We start from the raw sequence: 21,308 nt of genomic DNA on the forward strand, positions 1-21,308 counted from the left end.
AAAAAAGTAATTTAACAAAACAAATTGTTAGTAAACCAGTTAAAACAACACCTATTAAACTAATTTATATGCAAACAGAAGAAATATATTTTAAAAAGTAATTAAAACTTTATTCATTTATCTTCCTAATACTGAATGAAGCAAAAGAGACTGCTAAACACATAAAAAAATCCCCTGATTCTGAAATCAGGGGATTATATCGATTTTTATTATTCGATTTGGTTTAAAGCCTTAAACTGAAAAAGAACCTCTCAGCGCTTTTTCAGTAGCCTCAAGTTGTTCACGTATCTCTACAATACTTTCCCAAATGCGACCTTGTTCTCCATGTTCAATACCACAATATCCATGGTATCCCGCTTTAAGCACAATGGACATCATTTTTTCATAATCCAACTGAGACTGATTTCCTTTTCCATCCCAAACTGTAGGTTTTACACTTACTCCCTTGGCAAAAGGCATCAATTGTTTTACACCTTTATAGGAATCATAAGAAAGGGTTTTTTCTCCTTCTTCTCTATACATTAAAAAATTTCCGAAATCCGGAAGTGTACCTGCTCTTGGATGGTCTGCAGCTTTCATTACACCTGTAAGCCACTTGGCATTGCTAGAAAAACCACCATGGTTCTCAATCATCACATTTATCCCCATGGTATCTGCAAATTCACAAAGGTTTCGCAAGCCATCAGCCACAAGTTTCATAGATTCTGCAAAATCTTTCTTGTCAGCACTGTATCTGGCAAAAGAGTAGCCATTTACCCTAATTGAATGGCAGCCAAGAAATTTGGCTGCTTCTACCCATTTTTTATGGTTTTCAACAGTTTCCATTCTTTCAGATTCATCCCTCGCTCCTAGTTTTCCTTCATTGTCACACATGATCAGCACAGATGTGACGCCCTCGCCTTCCGCTCGGGTTTTCATTTCTTTCAGATAACTCGTGTCCTTGGCTTTGTCCATAAAAAACTGGTTCACATATTCTACTGCAGAAATCCCGTGTTTTTTGGCAAGTATGGCAAAATCCAAATTGTCCATTTGCTTAGAAAAAAGCAATCTATTGACGGACCACTGGGCCAATGAAATTTTGAACAATTCCTCACGGGGCGCCAATGAAAAAGCCTGCCCTCCAAGGCCTAAACCTAAAAAGGCTGTTGCCAATCCGGTCTTTTTGATAAAGTCTCTTCTGTTATGCATGGATATAAAATTTTTAGAAAATATTATTGCTGGATTTAATCCAATGAAGATAGCACTTTTATTCTTTTTGCCCAACGAGCAATCAAATGAAATAAGCTATGGAACAAGCCAAGTCGATTGCCAGACATCCTGCTTTTTATTAAAACTGATGCGTAAGTGGCCTTCACCATCAAGTTGAAGGCATTCAATCTGCTTAGCTTGAACCTTTATTATTGAAAAGTTTTTGCTTTGGTACTTTAGCTCCTGTACCCAGCCTTCTTCGGGTTGGGAAACCGCAGTTTTAGGTGCTAAAACAGATTGATAACCCTTTTTGGCTTCTGTTTGGACATTGTTCCAATGTTCTTTAAGTAATTCAGTATTGGTCATAATTTGTGCTTTCCCACCTATTTTTACCTGACAGCGTTCTATTGGATGATAAAAGAGCAGAGAAGCATTTGGGTTTTTATTAATTTGCGCTACTTTTTCACTTCGACTGTCCGTATAAAAAAACAATGCTAAGTCCTCTTTGAATTCACGAAGAACTACATACCTGCTATCAGGCTGGTTGCCATCTAGCGTGCAAAGATTCACAAAACGAAAAGGATGTCGGGCATCAGTTGAACCCAATAGAAGCTGTTTGCTAATGATAGACAATATTTCTTTTTCGGACGAAGATGAAGTAAAAAGCATGCTAAATATTATTTAAATAGATAGTTGATTCTAATGGCATTCAGAATGGCAAACAGCGCCACGCCTACATCAGCAAATACAGCTTCCCACATTCCCGCCAAGCCTACTGCTCCTAAGGCTAATACGAGAAATTTTACAAGGAAAGCTAGTGCAATATTTTGCCATACGATATTTTTGGTTGCTTTCCCTATTCTAAAAGCCAAAGCAATCTTGGAAGGATGGTCTGTCTGAATAATAATATCCGCTGTCTCAATAGCTAGGTCACTTCCCATACCTCCCATTCCAATACCTACATCAGCTGCAGCAATTGAAGGCGCATCATTGATACCGTCCCCGACGAAAGCGACAACTTTATCAGGGTCTTCTTTAAGAGCCTCAATTTTTGCAAATTTTTCCTCCGGGAGCATTCCTCCTATGGCCTTGTCTGCTTTAAGTTCTTTTCCCAAGGTTTCAACCACCTCGGCTTTATCCCCTGAAAAAATCATCAAATGCTGAATCCCAAGTTTTCTAAGGGAAATAAAAGCTTCCATTGCATCCGGTTTTATTTCATCTGCCAATACAAAATAGCCACAAAAAACATCATCTATTGCACAGTAGATTACTGTTTTAATCGGGTAGTTTTCAGTGGGTACATCCTGTATTCCATGGTCTTGCATAAGCAATCTATTGCCAGCAAGTACCCTCTTGTTGTTAACCTCTCCCATCAAGCCTTTGCCGGGGATTTCCTTTAGCGAATTCACTGGGCTTAGTGTTGTTTTTATATGCCGGATTATGGCCTGCCCTATTGGATGGTTGGTATTGGATTCCAGCGAAGCGGCCAATTTTTCCCATCCCGGAACAGCATTGGGCATCGTTTTCACCTTTTCAACTGCGAATATCCCTTTGGTTAAAGTCCCTGTTTTATCAAATACTACAGTATTGATAGTAGTGATAAGGTCTAAAAAGTTGGAACCTTTGAACAAAATCCCCTTTCTGGATGCTGCTCCTATTCCTCCGAAATATCCCAAGGGAATTGAAATCACTAGCGCACAAGGGCAGGAAATAACCAAAAATACCAAAGCTCTATACAACCATTCACTAAAGGAATAATCTGCTACTATAAAATAGGGAAGAATGACCAGGGCCAGGGCCATATAGGTTACGATTGGAGTATAAACCTTGGCAAATTTGCGAATAAATTGTTCCGTTTTAGCTTTCTTAGCTGTGGCTTCCTGCACAGTTAAAATAATCTTTTGTAGGGAACTCTCTGCGAATGGTCTCAAAACACGCAAAGTTATTAAATCCTGAAGGTTGACCATTCCAGCCAAAACTTCCTCCCCTTCCTTGATTTCTGCAGGAGAGCTTTCCCCTGACAATGCAGCAGTATTGAATGTTCCACCTCCATTTAATAGCTGGGCGTCTAGAGGGACCTTTTCCCCTGCCCTTACTTCTATAACTTCCCCTGTATTCACCAACTCCGGCTTTACCCAAGCTGAATTGCCATCTCTGATTACCCGAGCTCTATCAGGTCTGATGTCCAAAAGGGCCTGTATATTGCCTTTGGCTTTGCTAACTGCATTGTGTTGTAGCAACTCACCTATGGTATAAAAAAGCATAACAGCTACAGCTTCCGGATATTCACCTATACCAAATGCGCCAATTGTAGCTATCCCCATAAGGAAAAACTCGGTGAAAACTTCTCCTTTTCTAATAAGTTTCCAGGCATTCTTCAAAACTGGGAAGCCTACAAAAGCATAAGCCAAAAGGTATACAAATAGCCAACAATTGATTCCATAAACCTGCATAGGAATATAACTTTCACCAGTTACAGCTCCAACTAAAAGCACAAAACTAAGCAGACTACGTATCCAAGGGGAATCCAATAGGCCTTTTTTTGTAGCCTGAGAATGGTTATGCGTTTCGCAGCAGGTGCTCTCTTCTATTTTAGATGCCATTGATTTATTGTTCGATTTTTTCAAAGGTAAAGCAATAAAGCATGCCTTTTATTTGCAAACTTCTGCTTACTTGGTCTTGTTTATAGCATACCTTGACTTAATCTTCTCACAGGTACTATTAGGATTGTTTCTGTAGTAAACATAAGTCCTAAGGTCCAGCTTACCTACATTAAAAATTTTCTTCGCCCTTTCATAAAAGTCAGAATCTGCACCATAATCTTCATTAAAGCCAATTTTTTTAAAAACTTTCCTTTTTCCGAAAAGGGTTGCAAAAAGTATACAGTCGTCTACATGGACTTTTTTATGCTTATCAAACCTGTCACTTATATAGAAGTCATCTGGTTTATCCGTTACGGTTAAGGTTTTGGAAGCAATGAGGTCAAATGTATCCATCTGAGCAAGACAAGACTGAATGTGATTGGGAAGGTACTCATCGTCAGCATCAAGAATGGCGATATACCGAGCAGCACTCCATCGAATGGCTTTGTTTATAGCCTGGGACTGCCCTTCATTGATTTTCCTTATATAGGTCAATTTTTTTTCATGCAATCGACAAAAATCAATAAGTTTATTTTCAGGGTCATTGTGTGAACCATCGTCTACCAGAATAATTTCGAAATCCTGGAAGCTTTGGTTAAGCACAGAGTTAATCGCCCTTTGCAATTTGTGAAAAGGGGTATTGTAACTGGAAATCAACACGGAAACTTTGGGTTTTGCACGCATGATGCTTAAAATTAACCATCTATTCCATTAAACAGCAATAATGGGGTGTTTTTTATCCCTAAATCATAAACCCTTTAGGGTTCCATTTTCCGAGAATAAGTTATTAAAGATTTAGAGTAGTGAGCTCCTCAATTCCAGTAATACTTCCTTTGACCTTTATACTAAAACATTATTCAGTATAAACTCTGAACTCAATGGAACTTGCTTCAGCTTGTTTATTTCCATGAGTTGCATTATTATCTAAACCTTTAAAAACTTTATCTCTTTTGTTTGTTCTCATAAAGAAGCCCTGATAGGTGAACTCCCCCCTTAAAAACGGTACAATTATTATATGATAAGTCGATTATTGCTTCAATCTTTTGAAAAATAAAAACGTAATTTTATATTGTAAAAGTTAAATGAATTAAAATTATAAACGCATTAATTAATAATACTCATTTAAAATTTATCTTTTATTCATTTAACTGAGGCCATGTTCAAATCATATTTTTCTGTGTAAAACTCTTATGTTAGATGAAAAAAAAAGACTTAAAGAACTTAGGTCATACCAAATAATGGATACACCTCCAGAAGAGGAACTAAATGAAATGGCGAAAATTGCCTCTTTGATATGCAATGTTCCTTTTTCCTTGATCACAATCATTGGAGAAGACCGACAATTTCTTAAGGTTAATTCAGAGCTTGGAATTACAGAAACCGCCCGTAAAGATTCATTTTGTCAGCATGCCCTTCATAAGCCAAAAGAGGTATTGGTAGTCCAGGACTCCACCAAAGATTTGCGCTTTAAGAACAACCCATTTGTTGTTGGGGGACCAAAATTTCGTTTTTATGCAGGTGCCCCCTTAGAAACACCAAATGGAAATGTTTTAGGCACACTATGTGTAATCGACCTAAAGCCAAGAAGGATCTCTTCAAACCATAAAAAGGCCTTGCAAATATTGGCAAAGAAAACAATGGATTACCTCAACAACCGAAAATTGGTTTTAGATCAAAATAGCAAAATTGAAACCAATATTTCCCAACTAAGAAAACTAACAGATAATGTTCCAGGAGGGATTTTTCAATTAAAAATGAACACGAATGGTGCCTTGAGTTTTGAGTTTTTAAGTAGCGGAATGAACGAGCTTCATCCAAATGTTGACTTTGATCAATTGGCCAAATCTCCTGAATTGGGTTTTTCTCTTATTCACCCAGACGACATAAGCTCTTTTCAAAATAACTTAAAGGAATCTTTAAGTAATATAGAACCATTTTCCTTAGAATACCGGGTATTGGTAAATGGTGAATACCAATGGTATATTGCCAATGCAAGACCTGAAAAAATCTCTGATGGGTCGGTTTTACTTTATGGTTCTATTCAAAACATCAATAACCGCATAGAGTTTGGGAATGCATTGGAACAGATATCTTTTGATATTTCCCATGTTTTAAGAAAACCTGTAACAAGCCTATTGGGTTTGACTCAATTATTACAAGATGATAGGGTCATTAATAAAGAAGAACTTTTAGAATACGTTGGCTTTGTTAAATCTGTATCTATTGAATTGGATCAATTTACCCGAGATCTTGATAAAATCTATAGAGCAAAGAGAAAAAAATTAAAAGAGGGAAAAAATTAAGCTTAAACCCGAAATATGCTATAGACCTTCTATTACTTGAAGGAATCACTTTAAAATCAGTCACTTCGTTGCTATTTTCGACTTCACAATAGGGGTCCTATGACTCAGTCTCCAAATAGCCTGATTTTATTGTGATTACACCACTTCCCGTAAACACGGGACAGGCTTCACCCCTGACTATTGTCAGGACGGAGAAATCCTATTACATAATTCGGGTTAAATGGCTAAGCAAAAATCATTAAATCAAAAAAAAGCCTCACCAAATGGTGAGGCTCTGATATAAAGCTATAATGCTTAGTTTTTAGACAAGTAAGATGCAACGCCTTCTCTTGTGGCAGCCATTGCTTCTTTTCCTTCTTCCCAGTTTGCAGGACAAACTTCACCGTATTTTTCTACGTGTCTTAAAGCATCAATCAATCGCAACATTTCGTCGATGTTCCTTCCTAATGGAAGATCATTAACAGTTTCGTGTCTGATTGTACCTTCTTTGTCGATAAGGAAAGTAGCTCTGTAGGCAACAGGAAGTCCCTGATAAGTCAATTCTCCTTCTTCGTTATAGTTCCAGTCTCCTGCCAATACGCCAAAATTATGCGCTACAGTTTTTACAGGGTCAGCTATAATCGGATAAGTTACGCCCTGAATTCCACCTTCTGCTTTAGGTGTGTTCAACCAAGCAAGGTGAGACTCTTCTGTATCACAAGAAGCACCTACAACTGCTACTCCTCTTTTCTCAAATTCTTCCAATTTTTCTTGAAAAGCAAGAATTTCGGTAGGACACACAAAAGTGAAATCTTTTGGGTAGAAAAAGAAAATAACATCTTTTTTACCGATATATTGCTCCAAAGAGAAGTCTTCTACGATTTCTTCTCCCTCAATTACAGCAGGTACGCTAAATAAAGGTGCTTTTTTTCCAACTAATGACATAAGTTAAATTTTAATTGTTTATAGATAATTTAATGATATAAAAAGAAAATTATTTTGATTTTCCTTTGATTACCAATGATACTTCTTCAACTTCAAACCCTTCAATTTGGTTCTCCTTAAAGAAGTTATTTAATAATTGTTCTAAATCAGGATTCTTATAATCTCGGATATTACAGCTTTCGTTGCAATACAGATGGCTATGCGTATCCATAACAGGATCAAAACGCATCAAACCCATATCGTCTCTAAACTTCTGCAGAATACCAGCATTAACAAAGCTCTCAAGGGTCTTGTAAACAGTGCCCTTCGAAATGCTAGGGTTCTCCTCAGTGATTTGGTTATAAACCATATCTGCCGTAGGATGATCCTTGGAATCACATAGCGATCGGTAAATTACCAGACGCTGATGCGTAAATTTCATTCCTTTCGAAGTAATCTTCTCCTTAAGCTTGTTAATATTCGTTTTCATATAAGAATCATTCCTTATTAGGATTCATTCTGCAAATGTAGGTAATATTTTGTAAAAATCATATGTATAGTCTATTCATTTCTGTAATTTTACATTTTATTAATCTAACCATTATATACAGTAGCTTGCTCGACCCAGCTAAAAGACAGAAACAAATAGTTTTATGATAAAAGTGTTATTTGTATGCTTAGGTAATATTTGCCGCTCTCCAATGGCAGAAGCGCTTTTTAATCATAAAATAAAGCAAAAAAACCATCAAGACTACCTCAGCTGTGATAGCTGTGGAACTTCGGATTATCATATAGGTGAACTTCCAGATGAAAGAGCGATTGCTTGTGCCAAAGAAAATGGCATCAAAATGGATCACCGGGGAAGACAACTCAACCGGATAGACTTCAGAGACTTTGATTACCTCATTGCCATGGATAAGTCTAACATGGAAAATATAATAAAGTCAGCTGAACAACATAAAACAAGTGCGAAAAACCTACAATTAATGTGTGAGTTTCAGAAGGATCCGGAATTTATGGAAGTCCCTGACCCTTATTATGGTGGAGTAGACGGTTTTCAAAAGGTATATGAAATTCTTGACAGCTCCATAGATGATTTGATAGAAGAGCTAGTGAAAAAGCATCAACTCATCTAAAAGTAATCATTTCCAGGCCAAGACCTCGTAAAGTTTACAATAACTCTATATTAACTGTTTATTAAGGGATAGTTATCCACCACGCAACTGAAATGTCTGATTTTTATGTGGTTTCCTATCACATTAAATAAGCCTTTTGAATTTTTGAACTAACATTCAATCCTCATACAACCATTGAATCAGATCAGGACTTCTTTGCTCCAGGAGAAGCTCATTGTCAAACCTGCGGTAATGTTCAATTTCTGAAAGTGATGGATTTTTGACAGTTACCAATTTTAAATTTCTAGTGACCTTCACTTGAAAGATGTCTCGAAATGCTTTAATTATTTGATCATCCTCCATTGAAAGAGGGTTGATAATAATATTAATATGGGCGGCAGCTCCTTGAATAAATTGAATTTCCGCATTGATTTTATCAGCCACATCATAGATATAGTCAAAATGAAAACCTCCCAACATGGACAGGTCTCTGATTTTCAATTCAATCAGCGTTAGTTTCTTTTTTATAATGGTAATGGGAATTCTTGGCGCTTGACCAAAAGCCCCTATTACCGTACCTGCTGTAGTGGGATTAAAAAATGACTTCACATGTAGAGGTATGCCATGCTTGCTGAGTGGCTTAATCGTTTTAGGATGAATAACACTGGCCCCATAATAGGTCATTTCCGCAGCTTCTTCAAAGTCAAGGTATTCAAATTTTACCGCATCAGGAAAAAGATCAGGATCTCCATTTAGAATACCTGCAACATCCTTCCAGATGGTGACTGAAGAAGCACCTAAGCTTACCCCCATAATTGCGGCAGTGAAATCCGAACCTTCCCGCCCTAGTGTAGTGGTGTTTCCTTGTAAGTCTTTGCCTATAAACCCTTGGGTAACTACAGGAAAAGTCTCCAGCTTTGGAATCAAAATCTTTCTACAGTGTTGCATGGTCAAGGCCCAATCCACTCGGGCAATTTTGGCATGAGAATCAGTACTTACCAATTCCCTTGCATCCTGCCAAAGACAAGGGCAACCTTTTAAACAAAGGTATTCTTGAAAAATTCTGGTAGAAATAAGCTCTCCATAGCCTATAATTTGATCATAGAAGAAATCTTGATTTTCTTTTATCGCACTATTTTCAAGTGAACGCCGCAAATGTGCAAAGTGATTCTCAACCCTAATAAATATTGGATGATCATCCTCAAACAGGCCTTTACATAGGTCCAGGTGAAAGTCTAATAATTCGAATAAGGGCCCATCAAAGTCCTTACCCTCAAATGATAAGGCAATAAGCTCCTCCAATCTATCTGTAGTTTTCCCAGCTGCTGAGACCACTATTACCAAATTATTTACCCAGTTGTTTTTGAGTAATTGAGCAATTCTTTGAATGGCTTTTGCATCTTTTATAGAGGCCCCACCAAACTTATATACTAAAGGTTGTGTCATGAAAATAGGGTAGAAAAAGTAATTTTATTAACAATAATCTATTAACTTCAAAGGTATGAAGACACAGCCTTACAAACAAGATACTGAAAACCTTGCCTACAATGTCGGGGTAACATTGGATCGTTTTATAAAAAGTAAACAGGAAGATTTTCCTTTTGCTTCTGGGGAGCTCTCTCAAATCTTGCGTGACATTGCCTTGGCAGCAAAAATTGTGTCCCGAGAAATCAGTAGAGCTGGCCTGTCTGATGTTACAGGAGCCTTTGGTCAAATCAATGTCCAAGGTGAAGAACAACAAAAACTTGATGTAATTGCAGATGTTCGATTCACAAGGGCCTTAACAAAAGGTGGTGAGGTTTGTGCTATCGTTTCTGAAGAAGAAGACCTAGTTATTGATTTGCAGAATAGTAAGGGAAAATATGTAGTGGCCATAGACCCACTTGATGGCTCTTCCAATATTGATGTAAATGTATCTATTGGGACAATTTTCTCTATTTATCGAAGAGTAACCCCATCTGGATCTCCTATCAAGGAAATCGATGTGCTACAAAAGGGTAGCGAGCAGGTAGCTGCCGGATATGTGCTTTATGGTTCTTCCACCATGTTGGTTTATTCCACAGGTCGTGGTGCCAATGGCTTTACCTACGAAAGGTCTTTGGGTGAATTTTTCCTTTCTCATCCAGACATGAAAATGCCTGAAGATGGAAATATATTTACCATGAATGAGGGTCTTACACCCCTAATCAATCCAAATATTTTATCTTACCTAGAGAGTTGCAAACGAGAAGGAGCTTCTGCAAGGTACATTGGAAGCTTGGTGGCAGATTTTCATAGAAATCTACTCAAGGGAGGAATCTACCTCTACCCTGGAACAAGCCAAGCCACCAAAGGTAAAATAAGGTTAATCTACGAAGCCAATGCACTTGCATTTATTGCAGAGCAAGTGGGTGGTGTAGCATCAGACGGGAAAAACAGAATTTTAGACCTACAACCAGAAAGCTTGCATCAGCGCACACCTTTTTATATTGGATCTACAAAAATGGTGAGAAAGCTAGAGAAAATTCTCAATCCCTAAGCGACTACTCTTTGTATTTCTGTCTAAAATGTACTTTTATCAACTGCCTGTCTACTATGGTTAAAGACATCTGATGAGTAATTTCTTCAGGTGGGCATTGATTTAATATTTCACGAACTTTTCCTTCACCAAGGTCTAAACGATAACAAAGTTGAAGAAACCTTTCAAATTCCCGATTAAGCAATTGTGAAACCATTGGGGAAATGGCTTTTGCTAAGCCCTCTTTGTCAATTGACTCAGGAGTTTTAGGCAGTTGCAGTAAATCTTTAAGATCTACTGCAACTGTTTGAATAATGGCTGAATCAGCATTAGACGGATTCATTGAATTTATTCCTTCTCTTCTTTGGACTCACTTTCTTCAGTTGCTTCAGGTTCCTCAAGAACTTCCGGGCATTCTGATCGAACGATATGGTACCAGTTGATCAATTTTTTGACATCAGATGCATAAACTCTATCTTCGTCAAACTCAGGAAGAATATGCTTCATAAAAGCCTGGTATTCTTCTTTGTCAGCTCCTTCAAGGCCGGTATCTCCTTTAAATTCTTTTTCTATTTTGATCATAATGTCCTGAAGTGGAGAAGCACCCTCTTCAGTAAGTGTATAAATGGATATTTCACTCAAAAGAGAAACCCTTTGTGCGGCACCAACGACCAACTTACCTTTCTTTTCATCCAGAGATTCGAGGATTACTCCACTTCTGCTGGGCTTTAGTACTTTATATAAACCTGGTTTTCCAGAAACAGTGGCAATGTCTTTAAATTCCATGATAGTTATTTATTTTTTTGGCTTAAAATATAAGGTAAACTTGAGAAAATATGGGGTTCTTACCCCTGCTCATAGTAATCCGATACGTTTTCTTCAATAAACTGGGTCAACTCATCTCTACCAACTCTTGTCATGGCAGAGGTAACAAAAAACTCTGGGGCCTCTACAAACATTTTTTCCATTTCATCAAGAAAGCGATGAACATTATCGGAAGTTTTTGATTGTGATTGTTTGTCTGCTTTTGTAAAAATCAAGGTTACAGGCAGTTCCAATTGTCCACACCAGGTAATAAATTCAATGTCTATGGGTTGGGGTGCCAGACGGCTGTCGATCAACACAAAAACTGAAACCAGATTTTCCCTCTCAGTAAGGTAATTGCGAATCATTTTGTTCCAATCGGCTTTTAATTTTTTATTGGCTTTAGCAAAGCCATATCCTGGAAGATCCACCATGTACCATCGTGAATCTATTTCAAAGTGATTGATTAACTGAGTCTTACCGGGCTTTCCAGAGGTTTTAGCCAGGTGTTTGTGATCGGTAAGCATGTTGATTAGAGAACTTTTCCCAACATTGGATCTACCAATAAAAGCGAACTCCGGCTTATTAGGTGCCGGACACTTTGTGTGGTCAGTATTACTCATTAAAAAGCGTGCATTCTTCAACATGGCCCTTTTTTTTTACAAAGGTAACTAAATTCCGCAATGGTCTCCAAACCATTAATTCATTAACAATTTTCCATTGCTCAAGTTTACTTAGTAATATTGTATAGAAAATAGAAGCCATGTCCGTAGTTCCATACAAAAATCAAAAAGAAGGCAAGAAGCAACAAGTTGCCAACATGTTTAATAATATTAGCAAAAATTACGATTTGCTAAACCACGTGCTAAGCTTGGGAATAGACATTATCTGGCGAAAGAAAGCCATTAAAATGTTGCAGAATGACCATCCTAAGTTAATATTAGACATTGCCACCGGTACTGGTGACTTTGCTATAGAAGCCTTAAGTCTTAAGCCGGAAAAGATAATCGGGGTGGACATTTCCGAAGGGATGCTCAATGAGGGGCGCAAAAAAATGAAACAAAAGAAACTGGATCACCTTATTGATTTGCAAATGGGAGATTCAGAAAAGTTGCTCTTTGAAGAAAATAAGTTCGATGCTGTCATCGTTTCTTTTGGTGTCAGGAACTTCGAAAACCTCGAAAAAGGACTGGCAGACATGTACAGGGTACTTAAACCAGGAGGAAAAACGGTGATATTGGAATTTTCAACACCAAAAAAATTCCCGATGAAGCAAGCTTATTCCTTTTATTTTAAATATATTTTACCTCAAATTGGTAAAGTCATCTCTAAGGACAATTCCGCTTATACCTATTTACCCGAATCGGTTAAAGCTTTTCCTGATGGAAATGATTTTATTAATATTCTTGAAAGGGTAGGTTTCAAAAAAACGCAATGCAAGACGCTAACATTTGGCATAAGTTCAATTTACATTGGTATAAAGTAATTCTTTTTGGCTTGTGCCTGCTCTTTACCCAGTCCCAACTAGTACAGGCACAGCAAAAAAGCCTTATTTTTAATCCCTCTGGAAGTGATAACCAACCATTGTCTTATGGTTTTTTCCTTGCTGCCCACAATAGTAGCCTCAGAATCAAATATTCTGATAACTTTCTGAACCCTAATTATCCATTACTTGGAGATGTAAGGGCTATAATGCCAAGCTTCTCACCTGGCTTTGCTTTGGGTTTTTTGGTTACAGCAAGGCTTCACGATCAGGTAAACCTTATGTTTACTCCTAAGGTTGGTTTTTATGAATACCGTACAGAATTGCAACTTTTTACAAATGACCCAAATGCCATAAATGGTATAGGAATCAGCACAGTACCTTTACTTACAGAAGAAACACTGGTAGAAATGCCCCTATTATTTAAATATAAATCTCAACGGTTTAATAATACCCGTATGTTTTTTATAGGTGGGGTCAATGGTCAGTTCAGGACTAAAAACCAAGAAGAAGCCAATGAAGATCCTATTGCATTGAAAGGTACTGACCTAGCACTGGAAATGGGTTTGGGTTTTGATCTTTATTTCCGCTATTTCAAATTCTCCCCTGAAATACGTTTTTCTCACGGCATGATGAACCTTCATCAGGAAGGATATTCCGACAATCGTATGGCAGGAGCCATTTCAGACATCCGAAGAAAATCCATCACTGTTTATTTAAATTTTCAATAAGGAGAAAGCATTGCAGCCCGATTGACTTTTAATCTTAGGGGAAAACATTTATCTTCCCTTATGGAAAAGAAAATTGCATTTATCACAGGAGCTACTTCCGGTATAGGTAAGGCATGTGCCCAATACCTGGCTGAAGAAGGTTTTGCCATCATCGCTTGCGGGCGAAGAAAAGAAAGGCTTATAGAGCTAAAAACACTTCTTCCAGAAAACACCCCCTACCAATATTTGGTTTTCGATGTAAGGGAAAAAAGGGCCGTATACAGCGCCATAGATTCCCTGCCTGAAGATTGGCAAAAAATAGAAGTATTGATCAACAATGCAGGCAATGCCCATGGCCTAGACTTTATACAAAATGGCAGCGAAGACGACTGGGATGCCATGATGGATATCAATGTAAAAGGTTTACTCTATGTATCAAAAAAAATAATACCTGGTATGGTGGAGCGAAAACATGGACAAATCATTAATATTGGCTCCACTGCTGGCAAAGAGGTATACCCTAAAGGAAATGTCTATTGTGGATCCAAGCATGCTGTGGATGCAATCACCAAAGGCATGCGTCTGGATCTAAACCCTTATGGTATCAAAGTAATGGCCATCAACCCCGGCTTGGTAGACACGGAATTTTCTCTGGTCCGATTCAAGGGAGATGAAGACAAAGCCGGCAATGTATACCAAGGTTTTACACCACTCAAGGCAGAAGATATTGCAGATGTGGTACGCTTTGCGGTCACAAGGCCTCCCCATGTGGTTTTGGCAGATGTAATTGTCCTACCAACAGCTCAAGCAAGCACTACCCAAATACACAAAGAAGGCTTATGAAAAGGCTTATCGCCAGCTTGATAATCCTATCTATCCTGGCTTGCGGTGAAAGCAGGCAAAATAACACCATTGTAACGCTTAAGGAGAATGGCCATGAAAAGGTCATAAAAGACAGCGTAATAATGGAGTTAACAAGCGATCCAATAGGAGAATTAGAACAAAGACTAATTGACGCTGGGCTTGTAGACCTACAGAAAGAAATACCAGGCTTATTGGTAGACCTTAGGTATTCTACCAAAAATAATTTCTTTGGTAAGGATGTATATGGAGAGCTCACTCGCTGTTATTTACAGCCTGAAGTGGCTAGTAGCTTAAAAAAAGCACATTCTGCCCTACAACAAAAAGACAGCACATTGACCTTTCTCGTTTACGATGGTGTAAGGCCTTTATCTGTGCAGCAAATTCTTTGGGATGAATTGGACAAGCCGGAAAAGATAAAACCCCTTTATGTAGCAGATCCTCAAAAAGGAAGCTTACACAACTATGGCGTGGCTGTAGACCTAAGCATTGCAGATATAAGGACTGGAAAGTCCTTGGATATGGGCACAGATTTTGACTTTTTTGGGTATCCTGCTTATCCAGACAGGGAAGGTCAAATGCTTAGAGAAGGAAAAATCAATGAACAACAAGTTGAAAATAGACAATTACTTAGAAAAGTGATGAATGCGGCAGGCTTTAAGGGCATTGGCTCTGAGTGGTGGCACTTTAATGCATTTAGTAGAAAAAATGCCAAAGAGAAATTCGACATTGTAAAATAAAAATGGTATAATCGTCCCTTGTTTTTAATTCAAAATACCTATGAATAACCTAAATAATAAACTAAGCCTATTTTCGCTACTGATCGGCTGCCTTCTATTGGCAACCTTTCCATCAACTGCCCAGGCACAGCAATTCAAAGCTTTGGTCATCAGTAAGACTTCCGGTTTTAGACATCAGTCAATCCCAGAAGGAGTTGCTGCCATAAAAAAATTGGCAGAAAAACACCGATTTAGCGTATATGCAACAGAAGACGCAAGTTTGATCAATGATAAAAACCTTGAAAATTACGATGTCATCATTATGATGAGCACCACCGGTACCATTTTCAATGCAGATGAAAAAGCAGCATTTGAACGATTTGTTAAAAGTGGCAAAGGAGTGGTAGGTGTACATAGTGCAACAGATACAGAATATGACTGGCCTTGGTATACCAAATTGATAGGTGGCCAATTCAACCACCATCCACATCAGCAAACAGCAAGAATTAAAGTGATGAATGGAGACCATCCTGCAACCTATCACCTTAATGACAAATGGCTTTGGACAGATGAGTGGTATGAGTACAAAAATTTCAATACTGATGTCAATATTCTCCTACAATTGGATGAAAGCTCTTATGATGTAGGGAAACGAAATGGTAAAAAAATGGGCATGGGAGCAGTTCACCCTATCTCTTGGTACCATACCTATGATGGCGGAAGGGTGTTTTACACTGGCTTAGGCCACGTGGAAGAAGCCTTTGAAGATGCTGATTTTCTTAAACACCTCTACGGTGGAATCTGGTATGCCGCTTTAGGCAAACCTCTCTAACTACCGCTTCAAAACATAAACCACTTTATAGAACAAAGAATTACATAAACCCAATTATCTTACGACCAACCACCTTTGCAGCCAATTAAAGCGAAGGTGGTTTTTTTTTCTTCTTTTTAAATAGCATTCTATTACAATAGATCATCTTGTATAGTATAAAATAGAAAAAAATGCTAATTAGAGATATTGGTGCTAATAGGCAGTTTTATACAAGCATTTATTTTCTGCTTTCTACCTCTGTTATCACTCCTTATCTGATATAAATCAGGTTTTAAATTCACTCATTTGCGTATATTTGATTGTAAACAAATTAAACTCGGATTATGTAATAGGATTTCTCCGTCCTGACAATAGTCAGGGGTGAAGCCTGTCCCGTGTTTACAGGAAGTGTTGCAATCGCAAGACAATCGGCTGTTTGGGGAATTTAGCATAGCACCGCTATGGTGAAATTCAAAACAGCAACGAAGTGGCTGATTTTGAAGCGATTTCAGCACGTAATAGATTGTCTATTAGATAATAAAACCCTATTTCAAAATCCGGGCTAAACACTGATCAATGGAAAACATCACTTTTGCTCGAGTAATTCATGTATTGGCTGTAATTCTTTGGATAGGTGGAGTAGCAATGGTTACCACGGTGATTATTCCAGCTATTAAACGGTTTGGTTCAAAAGAAGAACAAATCAAAACTTTCGAAAAAATTGAAGGTCGATTTGCCCTACAGGCTAAAATTACCACTTTGCTAACAGCAATATCTGGGTTTTATATGATGTATGAACTGAATGCCTGGGACAGATACCTTGATTACAGGTTTTGGTGGATACATGCCATGACCTTGGTTTGGCTAATATTTACCCTGGTTTTGTATGTTTTAGAACCCTTAGTACTTCACAAGTTATTTAAGGAATATGCGGAAAAAAATCCTACAAAAACTTTTTCATTTATACACAAGGCCCATTGGATTTTGCTTGTGCTAAGTCTACTGACTACAGCTGGAGCTGTGGCGGGAAGCCATGGTCTTTATTTTATTAAATAAGCGATCACGCACCATAAGGCCTATTCTAAACGGATTTGAAGTAAATTCGAAACTAAATTTAAAATTGTAGCTCCTACAATGTTCCAAGACCTAAATTCGCCTTGGTTTGTTATGGGCTATCAATTGGCTATATTGGGTCCACCTTAAATAAATAGTAATGTTGGCCAAAGAAATAAACAGAGAACAACTATACAAATGGAATACACGAAGTAGTACGCTAACTTTGGTCATTTATATTCTTTATGGCATTTTTTACCGAGTAGACCTTTCTGTGTGGTATGATTACTCCCTTATGGCCATTACCCTATTTAATATTGGTTTAGTATCGGTCCTCCTTTTTATAAGCTTGACGAACAGGCACCTGGTAGATCACCTCAAAACAGCCGTATTATTGGGGATATTTCGGCTGGCCATCAATTTAGTTTTACTAACGCTTATAGTAAACAACAGCCTATAGAAGTGTGGTTTTATTCTTCTAAGGCCATTGATCCAGGTTGTTTTTAAAATTCAAAAGAAAATTTCTATTACGGGACTAAGTCCTTAATAACGGAGAAATTATTTTCTCAATCCCTCCAATACAGTCATAAAATCCTTAACAGGTAATCGATCGGAATTCTTCTTTCCTATGTACCTATAAACTTCTTTTCCATCAGGGCCAATCAATATCAATGCTGGAAAATGAACAAGTTGATTGTGGAAAGTATAACCACCAGGAATTCCTAATTCATCAGCCAATTGAGCATCTACGTCCCTATAAATGGTGAAACTGTCCCCGCCAAGGTTTTCGGCCCATTCCTTGATTTCTTCTTCCGTGTCTGGTTTAATAAAGACTTGTAATACATCTTTCAAACCTGTCGTTTCCTCTACATAATCATTGGTATGTCGAATGCAATAAGGACATTCGGTTTTAAGCAAGAAATGCAATGCCACGTATTTTCCTTTTGCTTCACTTAAAACAAACGGTTTTTGATCTCCTACGGCAGGAAGGGTAAAGTCTTTAACTTTATCCTGAGCCATAAGCGATTGGGAAAAGAATAAAAAGGTTAATAGTAGTAGTGTTTGTGTTTTCATGGTTTGTTTACTAAGGTGATTAAATAAGCAATTGTTCAGGAAAATTTCGGGTCCAATTAAAAAAGTCCTATCTATCAAGGCTTGGCAAAACTTTGCATCAAAGCCTCTCTTCCGCCTACAACAGGTAATTCTAAAACTGTATGTTCAATATCCACCGTAAGTTCAGTTCCTGGGCTTGGCCATACTGTAAACTCTTTGTCACTAGAGAAAATCATCAGGCCTATTTTTTGACCTTTCGGAATAATTTGATCATCAGGCTGTAATGGAAAGGTCATGCTGTAAAATTTATCTGGCTTTAAAGGTTTTCCTTTTCTAAGAGAAGCATGATTTTGGGGATCAGCCCAACCTCTAGTAATAATATTATCAGTGATTTTTGCTTTTTTTCCTGGATCCCAAGGCAAGGAAACAAGCCAAACAGAAAGGTTGGCTGCTGGTTTATTGGAAGCGAGCTTTATGGTTATTTCAGGTACACCAGATAAATGTAAGTCTTCTTTTAATTCTGGGCTAACAAACAGCAAGCGGTGCTTGGTTAGTTCAGCCTGAGCTAGAGAAGCTCCATCAAATGAATAATTGTCCACCAAAGTTTCCGTTCCTTGGTTTTCAACTGGCATTAGGTTTAATTCTCCAGCGGCAGGTGCATTTCCTTTGAGATAAAGTTTAATTGCTGAAGCTTCTGGGTTGGGGTAAGCTGGATAAGGTGTTGGTTGGTCTTGGGGATCATTTTCTCTTACTATCCAAACTTTGGCATCTTGCTCTACCTCATTTTCTACCCCATGTAAATACCTTGTAAACCAACGGTTCATCATCGAAAACGGTGGTGGTCCACCATGTCCTCCTTGATGGTAAAAGAGTTGGGAAGGTATTCCCATTTCCACTGCCTTTTTATAAATTCTATAGCTATGTTCAGGCATTACATTCCAATCATTAAAGCCATGTGACATCAACAAAGCTGCCTTCATGGGCTGCATTTGGTTTAGGTAATCACGGCCAGACCAGAAATCGTTTAAATCACCGCTTTCCCTGTCCATGCCTTTTTTCATTTCCTTATCACGAATACGTGCATTATTTCTTGCACGCATGGCTGTATCTCCACTATGGATAAAATCGTACAATACGTCTATGTCTTCACCCAAGTATCCTCCTGGTGACCGAACCAGTCCATTAGATCGGTAATAATGATAATAGGAGGTATTGGGTGCAATGGGTATAATGGCCTCCAAGCCTTCCACACCAGTGGTGGCAGCGGCCAATGGAATGGTTCCATTATAGGAAGTGCCGGTCATCCCAACCTTTCCGGTGGACCAATAAGCTTCTACCTTTTCATTTCCGTCAATACTGGTATATCCATCTCTGCGACCACAAAGCCATTCAATCACCGACTTAGGGGCAAGAGATTCATTTATCCCCCCTACTGTTGGCGCTCCCTGGGATAAACCCGTGCCTGGTGAAGAGGAATGAACAACAATATAGCCTCTTGGTACCCATTCTCGGGTATGAGAGTCTGATATAAATGGCCGTTTATAAATGGTTTTGACTTGCGGATGTGCCCTCTCTTTCGGTGGTTTTCCCAATTCATGTTTCACATCCCAAAAAAGCCCTGGAACATTTGGCGCCACTCCTGTGAAATAAGGACTTGAAACGTATACAACAGGTAATTTTAACCCTTCATATTCCGTCTGATAAGGCCGAGTTACATCCACATGCATGCGGTCCATTTTACCATCCGCATCACTATCAAAATCGGTTTCCACCCAAAGGTCATGTCGTATCCATTTACTTGGATCCTTAAAAGCCTTCACCTCTTGAGCTTCACCGTTTTCAAAAACCGGTACTGCTTTTTCTTGGGCGAGAGACTGAGACGCTGTCATGACCAATATTAAAAACGCCCTTAGGGCAATATTCACTGTAGGATAGGGTTTAGAATAGATCATTGGGGCATGCATTTTGTTTTAATGGATAATGGCCATGTTTTTATTTCTGGGTAAAATGAAGCACAGAAAACAATGGCCGGAATCTAATACTTAGGCTTATTTTTCTTCTTCCACTTTTTTAAGGGAAACAGCATTCATACAAAAGCGCAATCCACTTGGTGCTGGACCATCTGGAAACACATGTCCTAAATGGGCATCGCAGGTATTACAAGTAGTTTCCACCCTTACCATACCAAAGCTACTGTCCTTGTGATGGGCTACAGCATTGTCTTTTATTGGTTTCGTAAAAGAGGGCCAACCTGTTCCGCTTTCAAATTTTTCACTTGAATCAAATAGCAAAGTACCACAACACACGCAAGCGTATATACCTGGATCAAAAGAACTACATACGTCGGAACTGTAAGCGCGCTCTGTACCCTTTTGTCTTGTTACACGAAATTCCTCTTCAGTAAGTAATTCTTTCCATTCTGCCTCTGTCTTTTCCACCCTACGGTCAGGCTTTAAATTTCCATTATTGGCGTAGTTGATTATATCATTCCAATTCATAGGTATTTGCTTTATGTTTTTCTAAATTCTCCGATAATCCAAGCTCGTGGATTATTTTACCATTGCCTTTTGAAAACGTTCTTTCAAGGCATTTAGTTTAGGTTTTATGTACCTGGTACAAAAAGGCATATCAGGATTTTTGTTATAATAATCCAAAAATTGCTCTGTATTAATCTTAAAATCTATAAATGGAATCACTTTGGTGACAATCGCTCTGTCAAAATCAGACTGCATTTCTAACAGTACTTTCCTACTGATCTCTTCTTGCTCCTCATTAAAATAATAAATGGCAGACCGGTACTTTTTCCGAAAAGCATGATCACTTGTACAACTGTGCGAATGCAGGTGAATGGCTATCAACAAGGATAAATCAACCAAAAGCGGATCGAAAGTGATTTCTACGCCTTCTGACCATTTCTGATAAGGAGGTTCAGATGAAATCCATCCTTGCTTAACCTCCTTAACGCCCAACACAGACTGAAATATGCCCTCAGTACACCAATGACAACCTCCTCCTAATCCCAATTTCATCATTCTCATTTGAAATAAATTCCTTTCTGATAAGTTCAGGTATTGCATAAACCCGGATTAAGTAACAGGATTTCTCCGCCCCGAAAATTGGCAAGGGTAAAGCTTGTCCCGTGATGATAGTAAGTGTTGTAATCGAA

24 protein-coding genes are annotated in these 21,308 nt (G+C 38.3%); 10 read left to right on the top strand and 14 right to left on the bottom strand.

Annotation, left to right across the window (positions count from 1 at the left end; all coding sequences use genetic code 11):
* Positions 1–231 precede the first annotated feature (231 nt).
* The 4 genes from AC13EX_RS12490 to AC13EX_RS12505 all read right to left on the bottom strand — a co-directional run bounded on the left by AC13EX_RS12490 (position 232) and on the right by AC13EX_RS12505 (position 4,514).
* On the bottom strand, positions 232–1,188 hold the full coding sequence (locus AC13EX_RS12490) for a sugar phosphate isomerase/epimerase family protein (RefSeq protein WP_482892936.1): 957 nt from the start codon (positions 1,186–1,188) through the stop codon (positions 232–234).
* A 96-nt stretch (positions 1,189–1,284) separates the two neighbouring features.
* Complete coding sequence (locus AC13EX_RS12495) at positions 1,285–1,857, bottom strand: pyridoxamine 5'-phosphate oxidase family protein (RefSeq protein ID WP_482892937.1); 573 nt, start codon at positions 1,855–1,857, stop codon at positions 1,285–1,287.
* An 8-nt stretch (positions 1,858–1,865) separates the two neighbouring features.
* Entirely contained in the window at positions 1,866–3,791 is a 1,926-nt protein-coding gene (locus tag AC13EX_RS12500; RefSeq protein ID WP_482892938.1) for a heavy metal translocating P-type ATPase, read from the bottom strand.
* Between the two features lie 66 nt (positions 3,792–3,857).
* Positions 3,858–4,514, bottom strand: coding sequence for a glycosyltransferase family 2 protein (locus AC13EX_RS12505; protein ID WP_048641544.1), 657 nt, complete (start codon positions 4,512–4,514; stop codon positions 3,858–3,860).
* 506 nt (positions 4,515–5,020) lie between these two features.
* Here AC13EX_RS12505 and AC13EX_RS12510 point away from each other — a divergent pair.
* Entirely contained in the window at positions 5,021–6,133 is a 1,113-nt protein-coding gene (locus tag AC13EX_RS12510; protein WP_482892939.1) for a GAF domain-containing protein, read from the top strand.
* Positions 6,134–6,427: 294 nt separating this feature from the next.
* On the opposite strand, the gene AC13EX_RS12515 is transcribed toward AC13EX_RS12510, so the two are convergent.
* Together AC13EX_RS12515 and AC13EX_RS12520 are read right to left on the bottom strand one after the other, a co-directional pair.
* Positions 6,428–7,057 (bottom strand): peroxiredoxin, encoded by a 630-nt coding sequence (locus tag AC13EX_RS12515; protein ID WP_048641542.1) that lies wholly within the window; start codon positions 7,055–7,057, stop codon positions 6,428–6,430.
* Positions 7,058–7,106: 49 nt separating this feature from the next.
* Entirely contained in the window at positions 7,107–7,526 is a 420-nt protein-coding gene (locus AC13EX_RS12520) for a Fur family transcriptional regulator (protein WP_482892940.1), read from the bottom strand.
* A 163-nt stretch (positions 7,527–7,689) separates the two neighbouring features.
* Between AC13EX_RS12520 and AC13EX_RS12525 the strand changes: the two genes are divergently transcribed.
* Positions 7,690–8,172, top strand: coding sequence for a low molecular weight protein-tyrosine-phosphatase (locus AC13EX_RS12525; RefSeq protein WP_482892941.1), 483 nt, complete (start codon positions 7,690–7,692; stop codon positions 8,170–8,172).
* A gap of 156 nt (positions 8,173–8,328) precedes the next feature.
* Here AC13EX_RS12525 and AC13EX_RS12530 read toward each other — a convergent pair whose 3' ends face one another.
* The gene (locus AC13EX_RS12530; protein ID WP_482892942.1) at positions 8,329–9,597 is read right to left on the bottom strand and encodes an aspartate kinase; all 1,269 of its coding nucleotides are present in this window, start codon (positions 9,595–9,597) and stop codon (positions 8,329–8,331) included.
* A 55-nt stretch (positions 9,598–9,652) separates the two neighbouring features.
* Between AC13EX_RS12530 and fbp the strand changes: the two genes are divergently transcribed.
* Positions 9,653–10,669 (top strand): class 1 fructose-bisphosphatase, encoded by a 1,017-nt coding sequence (gene fbp, locus AC13EX_RS12535; RefSeq protein ID WP_482892943.1) that lies wholly within the window; start codon positions 9,653–9,655, stop codon positions 10,667–10,669.
* Positions 10,670–10,673: 4 nt separating this feature from the next.
* Here fbp and AC13EX_RS12540 read toward each other — a convergent pair whose 3' ends face one another.
* From AC13EX_RS12540 to yihA, 3 genes are read right to left on the bottom strand one after another with little or no spacing between them, the layout of a single operon-like run.
* Positions 10,674–10,991 (bottom strand): hypothetical protein, encoded by a 318-nt coding sequence (locus AC13EX_RS12540; RefSeq protein WP_482892944.1) that lies wholly within the window; start codon positions 10,989–10,991, stop codon positions 10,674–10,676.
* Positions 10,992–10,996: 5 nt separating this feature from the next.
* Positions 10,997–11,434, bottom strand: coding sequence for a DUF5606 family protein (locus tag AC13EX_RS12545; RefSeq protein ID WP_048641536.1), 438 nt, complete (start codon positions 11,432–11,434; stop codon positions 10,997–10,999).
* Between the two features lie 59 nt (positions 11,435–11,493).
* The gene (gene yihA, locus AC13EX_RS12550; RefSeq protein ID WP_048641535.1) at positions 11,494–12,099 is read right to left on the bottom strand and encodes a ribosome biogenesis GTP-binding protein YihA/YsxC; all 606 of its coding nucleotides are present in this window, start codon (positions 12,097–12,099) and stop codon (positions 11,494–11,496) included.
* Positions 12,100–12,215: 116 nt separating this feature from the next.
* Here yihA and ubiE point away from each other — a divergent pair, with 116 nt between their 5' ends.
* The 7 genes from ubiE (at position 12,216) to AC13EX_RS12585 (ending at position 17,549) form a co-directional block, all read left to right on the top strand.
* Positions 12,216–12,938, top strand: a complete 723-nt coding sequence (gene ubiE, locus AC13EX_RS12555) for a bifunctional demethylmenaquinone methyltransferase/2-methoxy-6-polyprenyl-1,4-benzoquinol methylase UbiE (RefSeq protein WP_048641534.1) — start codon at positions 12,216–12,218, stop codon at positions 12,936–12,938.
* Positions 12,887–13,666, top strand: coding sequence for a type IX secretion/gliding motility protein PorT/SprT (porT, locus tag AC13EX_RS12560; RefSeq protein ID WP_339712879.1), 780 nt, complete (start codon positions 12,887–12,889; stop codon positions 13,664–13,666). Before ubiE ends, porT begins: the two co-directional genes overlap by 52 nt.
* A 60-nt stretch (positions 13,667–13,726) precedes the next feature.
* Positions 13,727–14,488 carry an SDR family NAD(P)-dependent oxidoreductase gene (locus AC13EX_RS12565; protein WP_048641532.1) on the top strand — a complete coding sequence of 254 codons (762 nt, stop codon included), beginning with the start codon at positions 13,727–13,729 and terminating at the stop codon, positions 14,486–14,488.
* Positions 14,485–15,246, top strand: a complete 762-nt coding sequence (locus AC13EX_RS12570) for a M15 family metallopeptidase (protein ID WP_482892945.1) — start codon at positions 14,485–14,487, stop codon at positions 15,244–15,246. Before AC13EX_RS12565 ends, AC13EX_RS12570 begins: the two co-directional genes overlap by 4 nt.
* 40 nt (positions 15,247–15,286) lie before the next feature.
* The gene (locus AC13EX_RS12575; protein ID WP_048641530.1) at positions 15,287–16,057 is read left to right on the top strand and encodes a ThuA domain-containing protein; all 771 of its coding nucleotides are present in this window, start codon (positions 15,287–15,289) and stop codon (positions 16,055–16,057) included.
* A gap of 555 nt (positions 16,058–16,612) precedes the next feature.
* Positions 16,613–17,092: a membrane protein gene (locus AC13EX_RS12580; RefSeq protein ID WP_048641529.1), complete on the top strand. Its 480-nt coding sequence runs from the start codon at positions 16,613–16,615 to the stop codon at positions 17,090–17,092.
* Positions 17,093–17,249: 157 nt separating this feature from the next.
* A complete protein-coding gene (locus AC13EX_RS12585; RefSeq protein WP_048641528.1) occupies positions 17,250–17,549 on the top strand; it encodes a hypothetical protein in 300 nt (99 codons plus the stop codon).
* 98 nt (positions 17,550–17,647) lie between these two features.
* On the opposite strand, the gene AC13EX_RS12590 is transcribed toward AC13EX_RS12585, so the two are convergent.
* The 4 genes from AC13EX_RS12590 to AC13EX_RS12605 form a co-directional block, all read right to left on the bottom strand.
* On the bottom strand, positions 17,648–18,163 hold the full coding sequence (locus AC13EX_RS12590) for a peroxiredoxin family protein (protein WP_482892946.1): 516 nt from the start codon (positions 18,161–18,163) through the stop codon (positions 17,648–17,650).
* A 74-nt stretch (positions 18,164–18,237) separates the two neighbouring features.
* A complete protein-coding gene (locus AC13EX_RS12595; RefSeq protein WP_482892947.1) occupies positions 18,238–20,094 on the bottom strand; it encodes a Xaa-Pro dipeptidyl-peptidase in 1,857 nt (618 codons plus the stop codon).
* Positions 20,095–20,190: 96 nt separating this feature from the next.
* A complete protein-coding gene (gene msrB, locus AC13EX_RS12600) occupies positions 20,191–20,640 on the bottom strand; it encodes a peptide-methionine (R)-S-oxide reductase MsrB (RefSeq protein WP_482892948.1) in 450 nt (149 codons plus the stop codon).
* A 51-nt stretch (positions 20,641–20,691) separates the two neighbouring features.
* Entirely contained in the window at positions 20,692–21,219 is a 528-nt protein-coding gene (locus tag AC13EX_RS12605; protein WP_482892949.1) for a peptide-methionine (S)-S-oxide reductase, read from the bottom strand.
* Between the last annotated feature and the right edge of the window lie 89 nt (positions 21,220–21,308).

The sequence above is a fragment of the Cyclobacterium sp. L-R genome (genome assembly GCF_056859355.1).

Coding starts and splice junctions, on each gene's coding strand:
- msrB (WP_482892948.1), bottom strand. CDS start 20,640: ATGAATTGGAATGATATAATCAACTACGCCAATAATGGAAATTTAAAG.
- AC13EX_RS12580 (WP_048641529.1), top strand. CDS start 16,613: ATGGAAAACATCACTTTTGCTCGAGTAATTCATGTATTGGCTGTAATT.
- AC13EX_RS12590 (WP_482892946.1), bottom strand. CDS start 18,163: ATGAAAACACAAACACTACTACTATTAACCTTTTTATTCTTTTCCCAA.
- AC13EX_RS12565 (WP_048641532.1), top strand. CDS start 13,727: ATGGAAAAGAAAATTGCATTTATCACAGGAGCTACTTCCGGTATAGGT.
- yihA (WP_048641535.1), bottom strand. CDS start 12,099: ATGTTGAAGAATGCACGCTTTTTAATGAGTAATACTGACCACACAAAG.
- AC13EX_RS12605 (WP_482892949.1), bottom strand. CDS start 21,219: ATGCAATACCTGAACTTATCAGAAAGGAATTTATTTCAAATGAGAATG.
- fbp (WP_482892943.1), top strand. CDS start 9,653: ATGAAGACACAGCCTTACAAACAAGATACTGAAAACCTTGCCTACAAT.
- AC13EX_RS12520 (WP_482892940.1), bottom strand. CDS start 7,526: ATGAAAACGAATATTAACAAGCTTAAGGAGAAGATTACTTCGAAAGGA.
- AC13EX_RS12525 (WP_482892941.1), top strand. CDS start 7,690: ATGATAAAAGTGTTATTTGTATGCTTAGGTAATATTTGCCGCTCTCCA.
- AC13EX_RS12515 (WP_048641542.1), bottom strand. CDS start 7,057: ATGTCATTAGTTGGAAAAAAAGCACCTTTATTTAGCGTACCTGCTGTA.
- AC13EX_RS12530 (WP_482892942.1), bottom strand. CDS start 9,597: ATGACACAACCTTTAGTATATAAGTTTGGTGGGGCCTCTATAAAAGAT.
- AC13EX_RS12585 (WP_048641528.1), top strand. CDS start 17,250: ATGTTGGCCAAAGAAATAAACAGAGAACAACTATACAAATGGAATACA.
- AC13EX_RS12500 (WP_482892938.1), bottom strand. CDS start 3,791: ATGGCATCTAAAATAGAAGAGAGCACCTGCTGCGAAACGCATAACCAT.
- AC13EX_RS12575 (WP_048641530.1), top strand. CDS start 15,287: ATGAATAACCTAAATAATAAACTAAGCCTATTTTCGCTACTGATCGGC.
- AC13EX_RS12540 (WP_482892944.1), bottom strand. CDS start 10,991: ATGAATCCGTCTAATGCTGATTCAGCCATTATTCAAACAGTTGCAGTA.
- AC13EX_RS12570 (WP_482892945.1), top strand. CDS start 14,485: ATGAAAAGGCTTATCGCCAGCTTGATAATCCTATCTATCCTGGCTTGC.
- AC13EX_RS12505 (WP_048641544.1), bottom strand. CDS start 4,514: ATGCGTGCAAAACCCAAAGTTTCCGTGTTGATTTCCAGTTACAATACC.
- AC13EX_RS12595 (WP_482892947.1), bottom strand. CDS start 20,094: ATGATCTATTCTAAACCCTATCCTACAGTGAATATTGCCCTAAGGGCG.
- AC13EX_RS12545 (WP_048641536.1), bottom strand. CDS start 11,434: ATGGAATTTAAAGACATTGCCACTGTTTCTGGAAAACCAGGTTTATAT.
- AC13EX_RS12490 (WP_482892936.1), bottom strand. CDS start 1,188: ATGCATAACAGAAGAGACTTTATCAAAAAGACCGGATTGGCAACAGCC.
- AC13EX_RS12510 (WP_482892939.1), top strand. CDS start 5,021: ATGTTAGATGAAAAAAAAAGACTTAAAGAACTTAGGTCATACCAAATA.
- ubiE (WP_048641534.1), top strand. CDS start 12,216: ATGTCCGTAGTTCCATACAAAAATCAAAAAGAAGGCAAGAAGCAACAA.
- porT (WP_339712879.1), top strand. CDS start 12,887: ATGCAAGACGCTAACATTTGGCATAAGTTCAATTTACATTGGTATAAA.
- AC13EX_RS12495 (WP_482892937.1), bottom strand. CDS start 1,857: ATGCTTTTTACTTCATCTTCGTCCGAAAAAGAAATATTGTCTATCATT.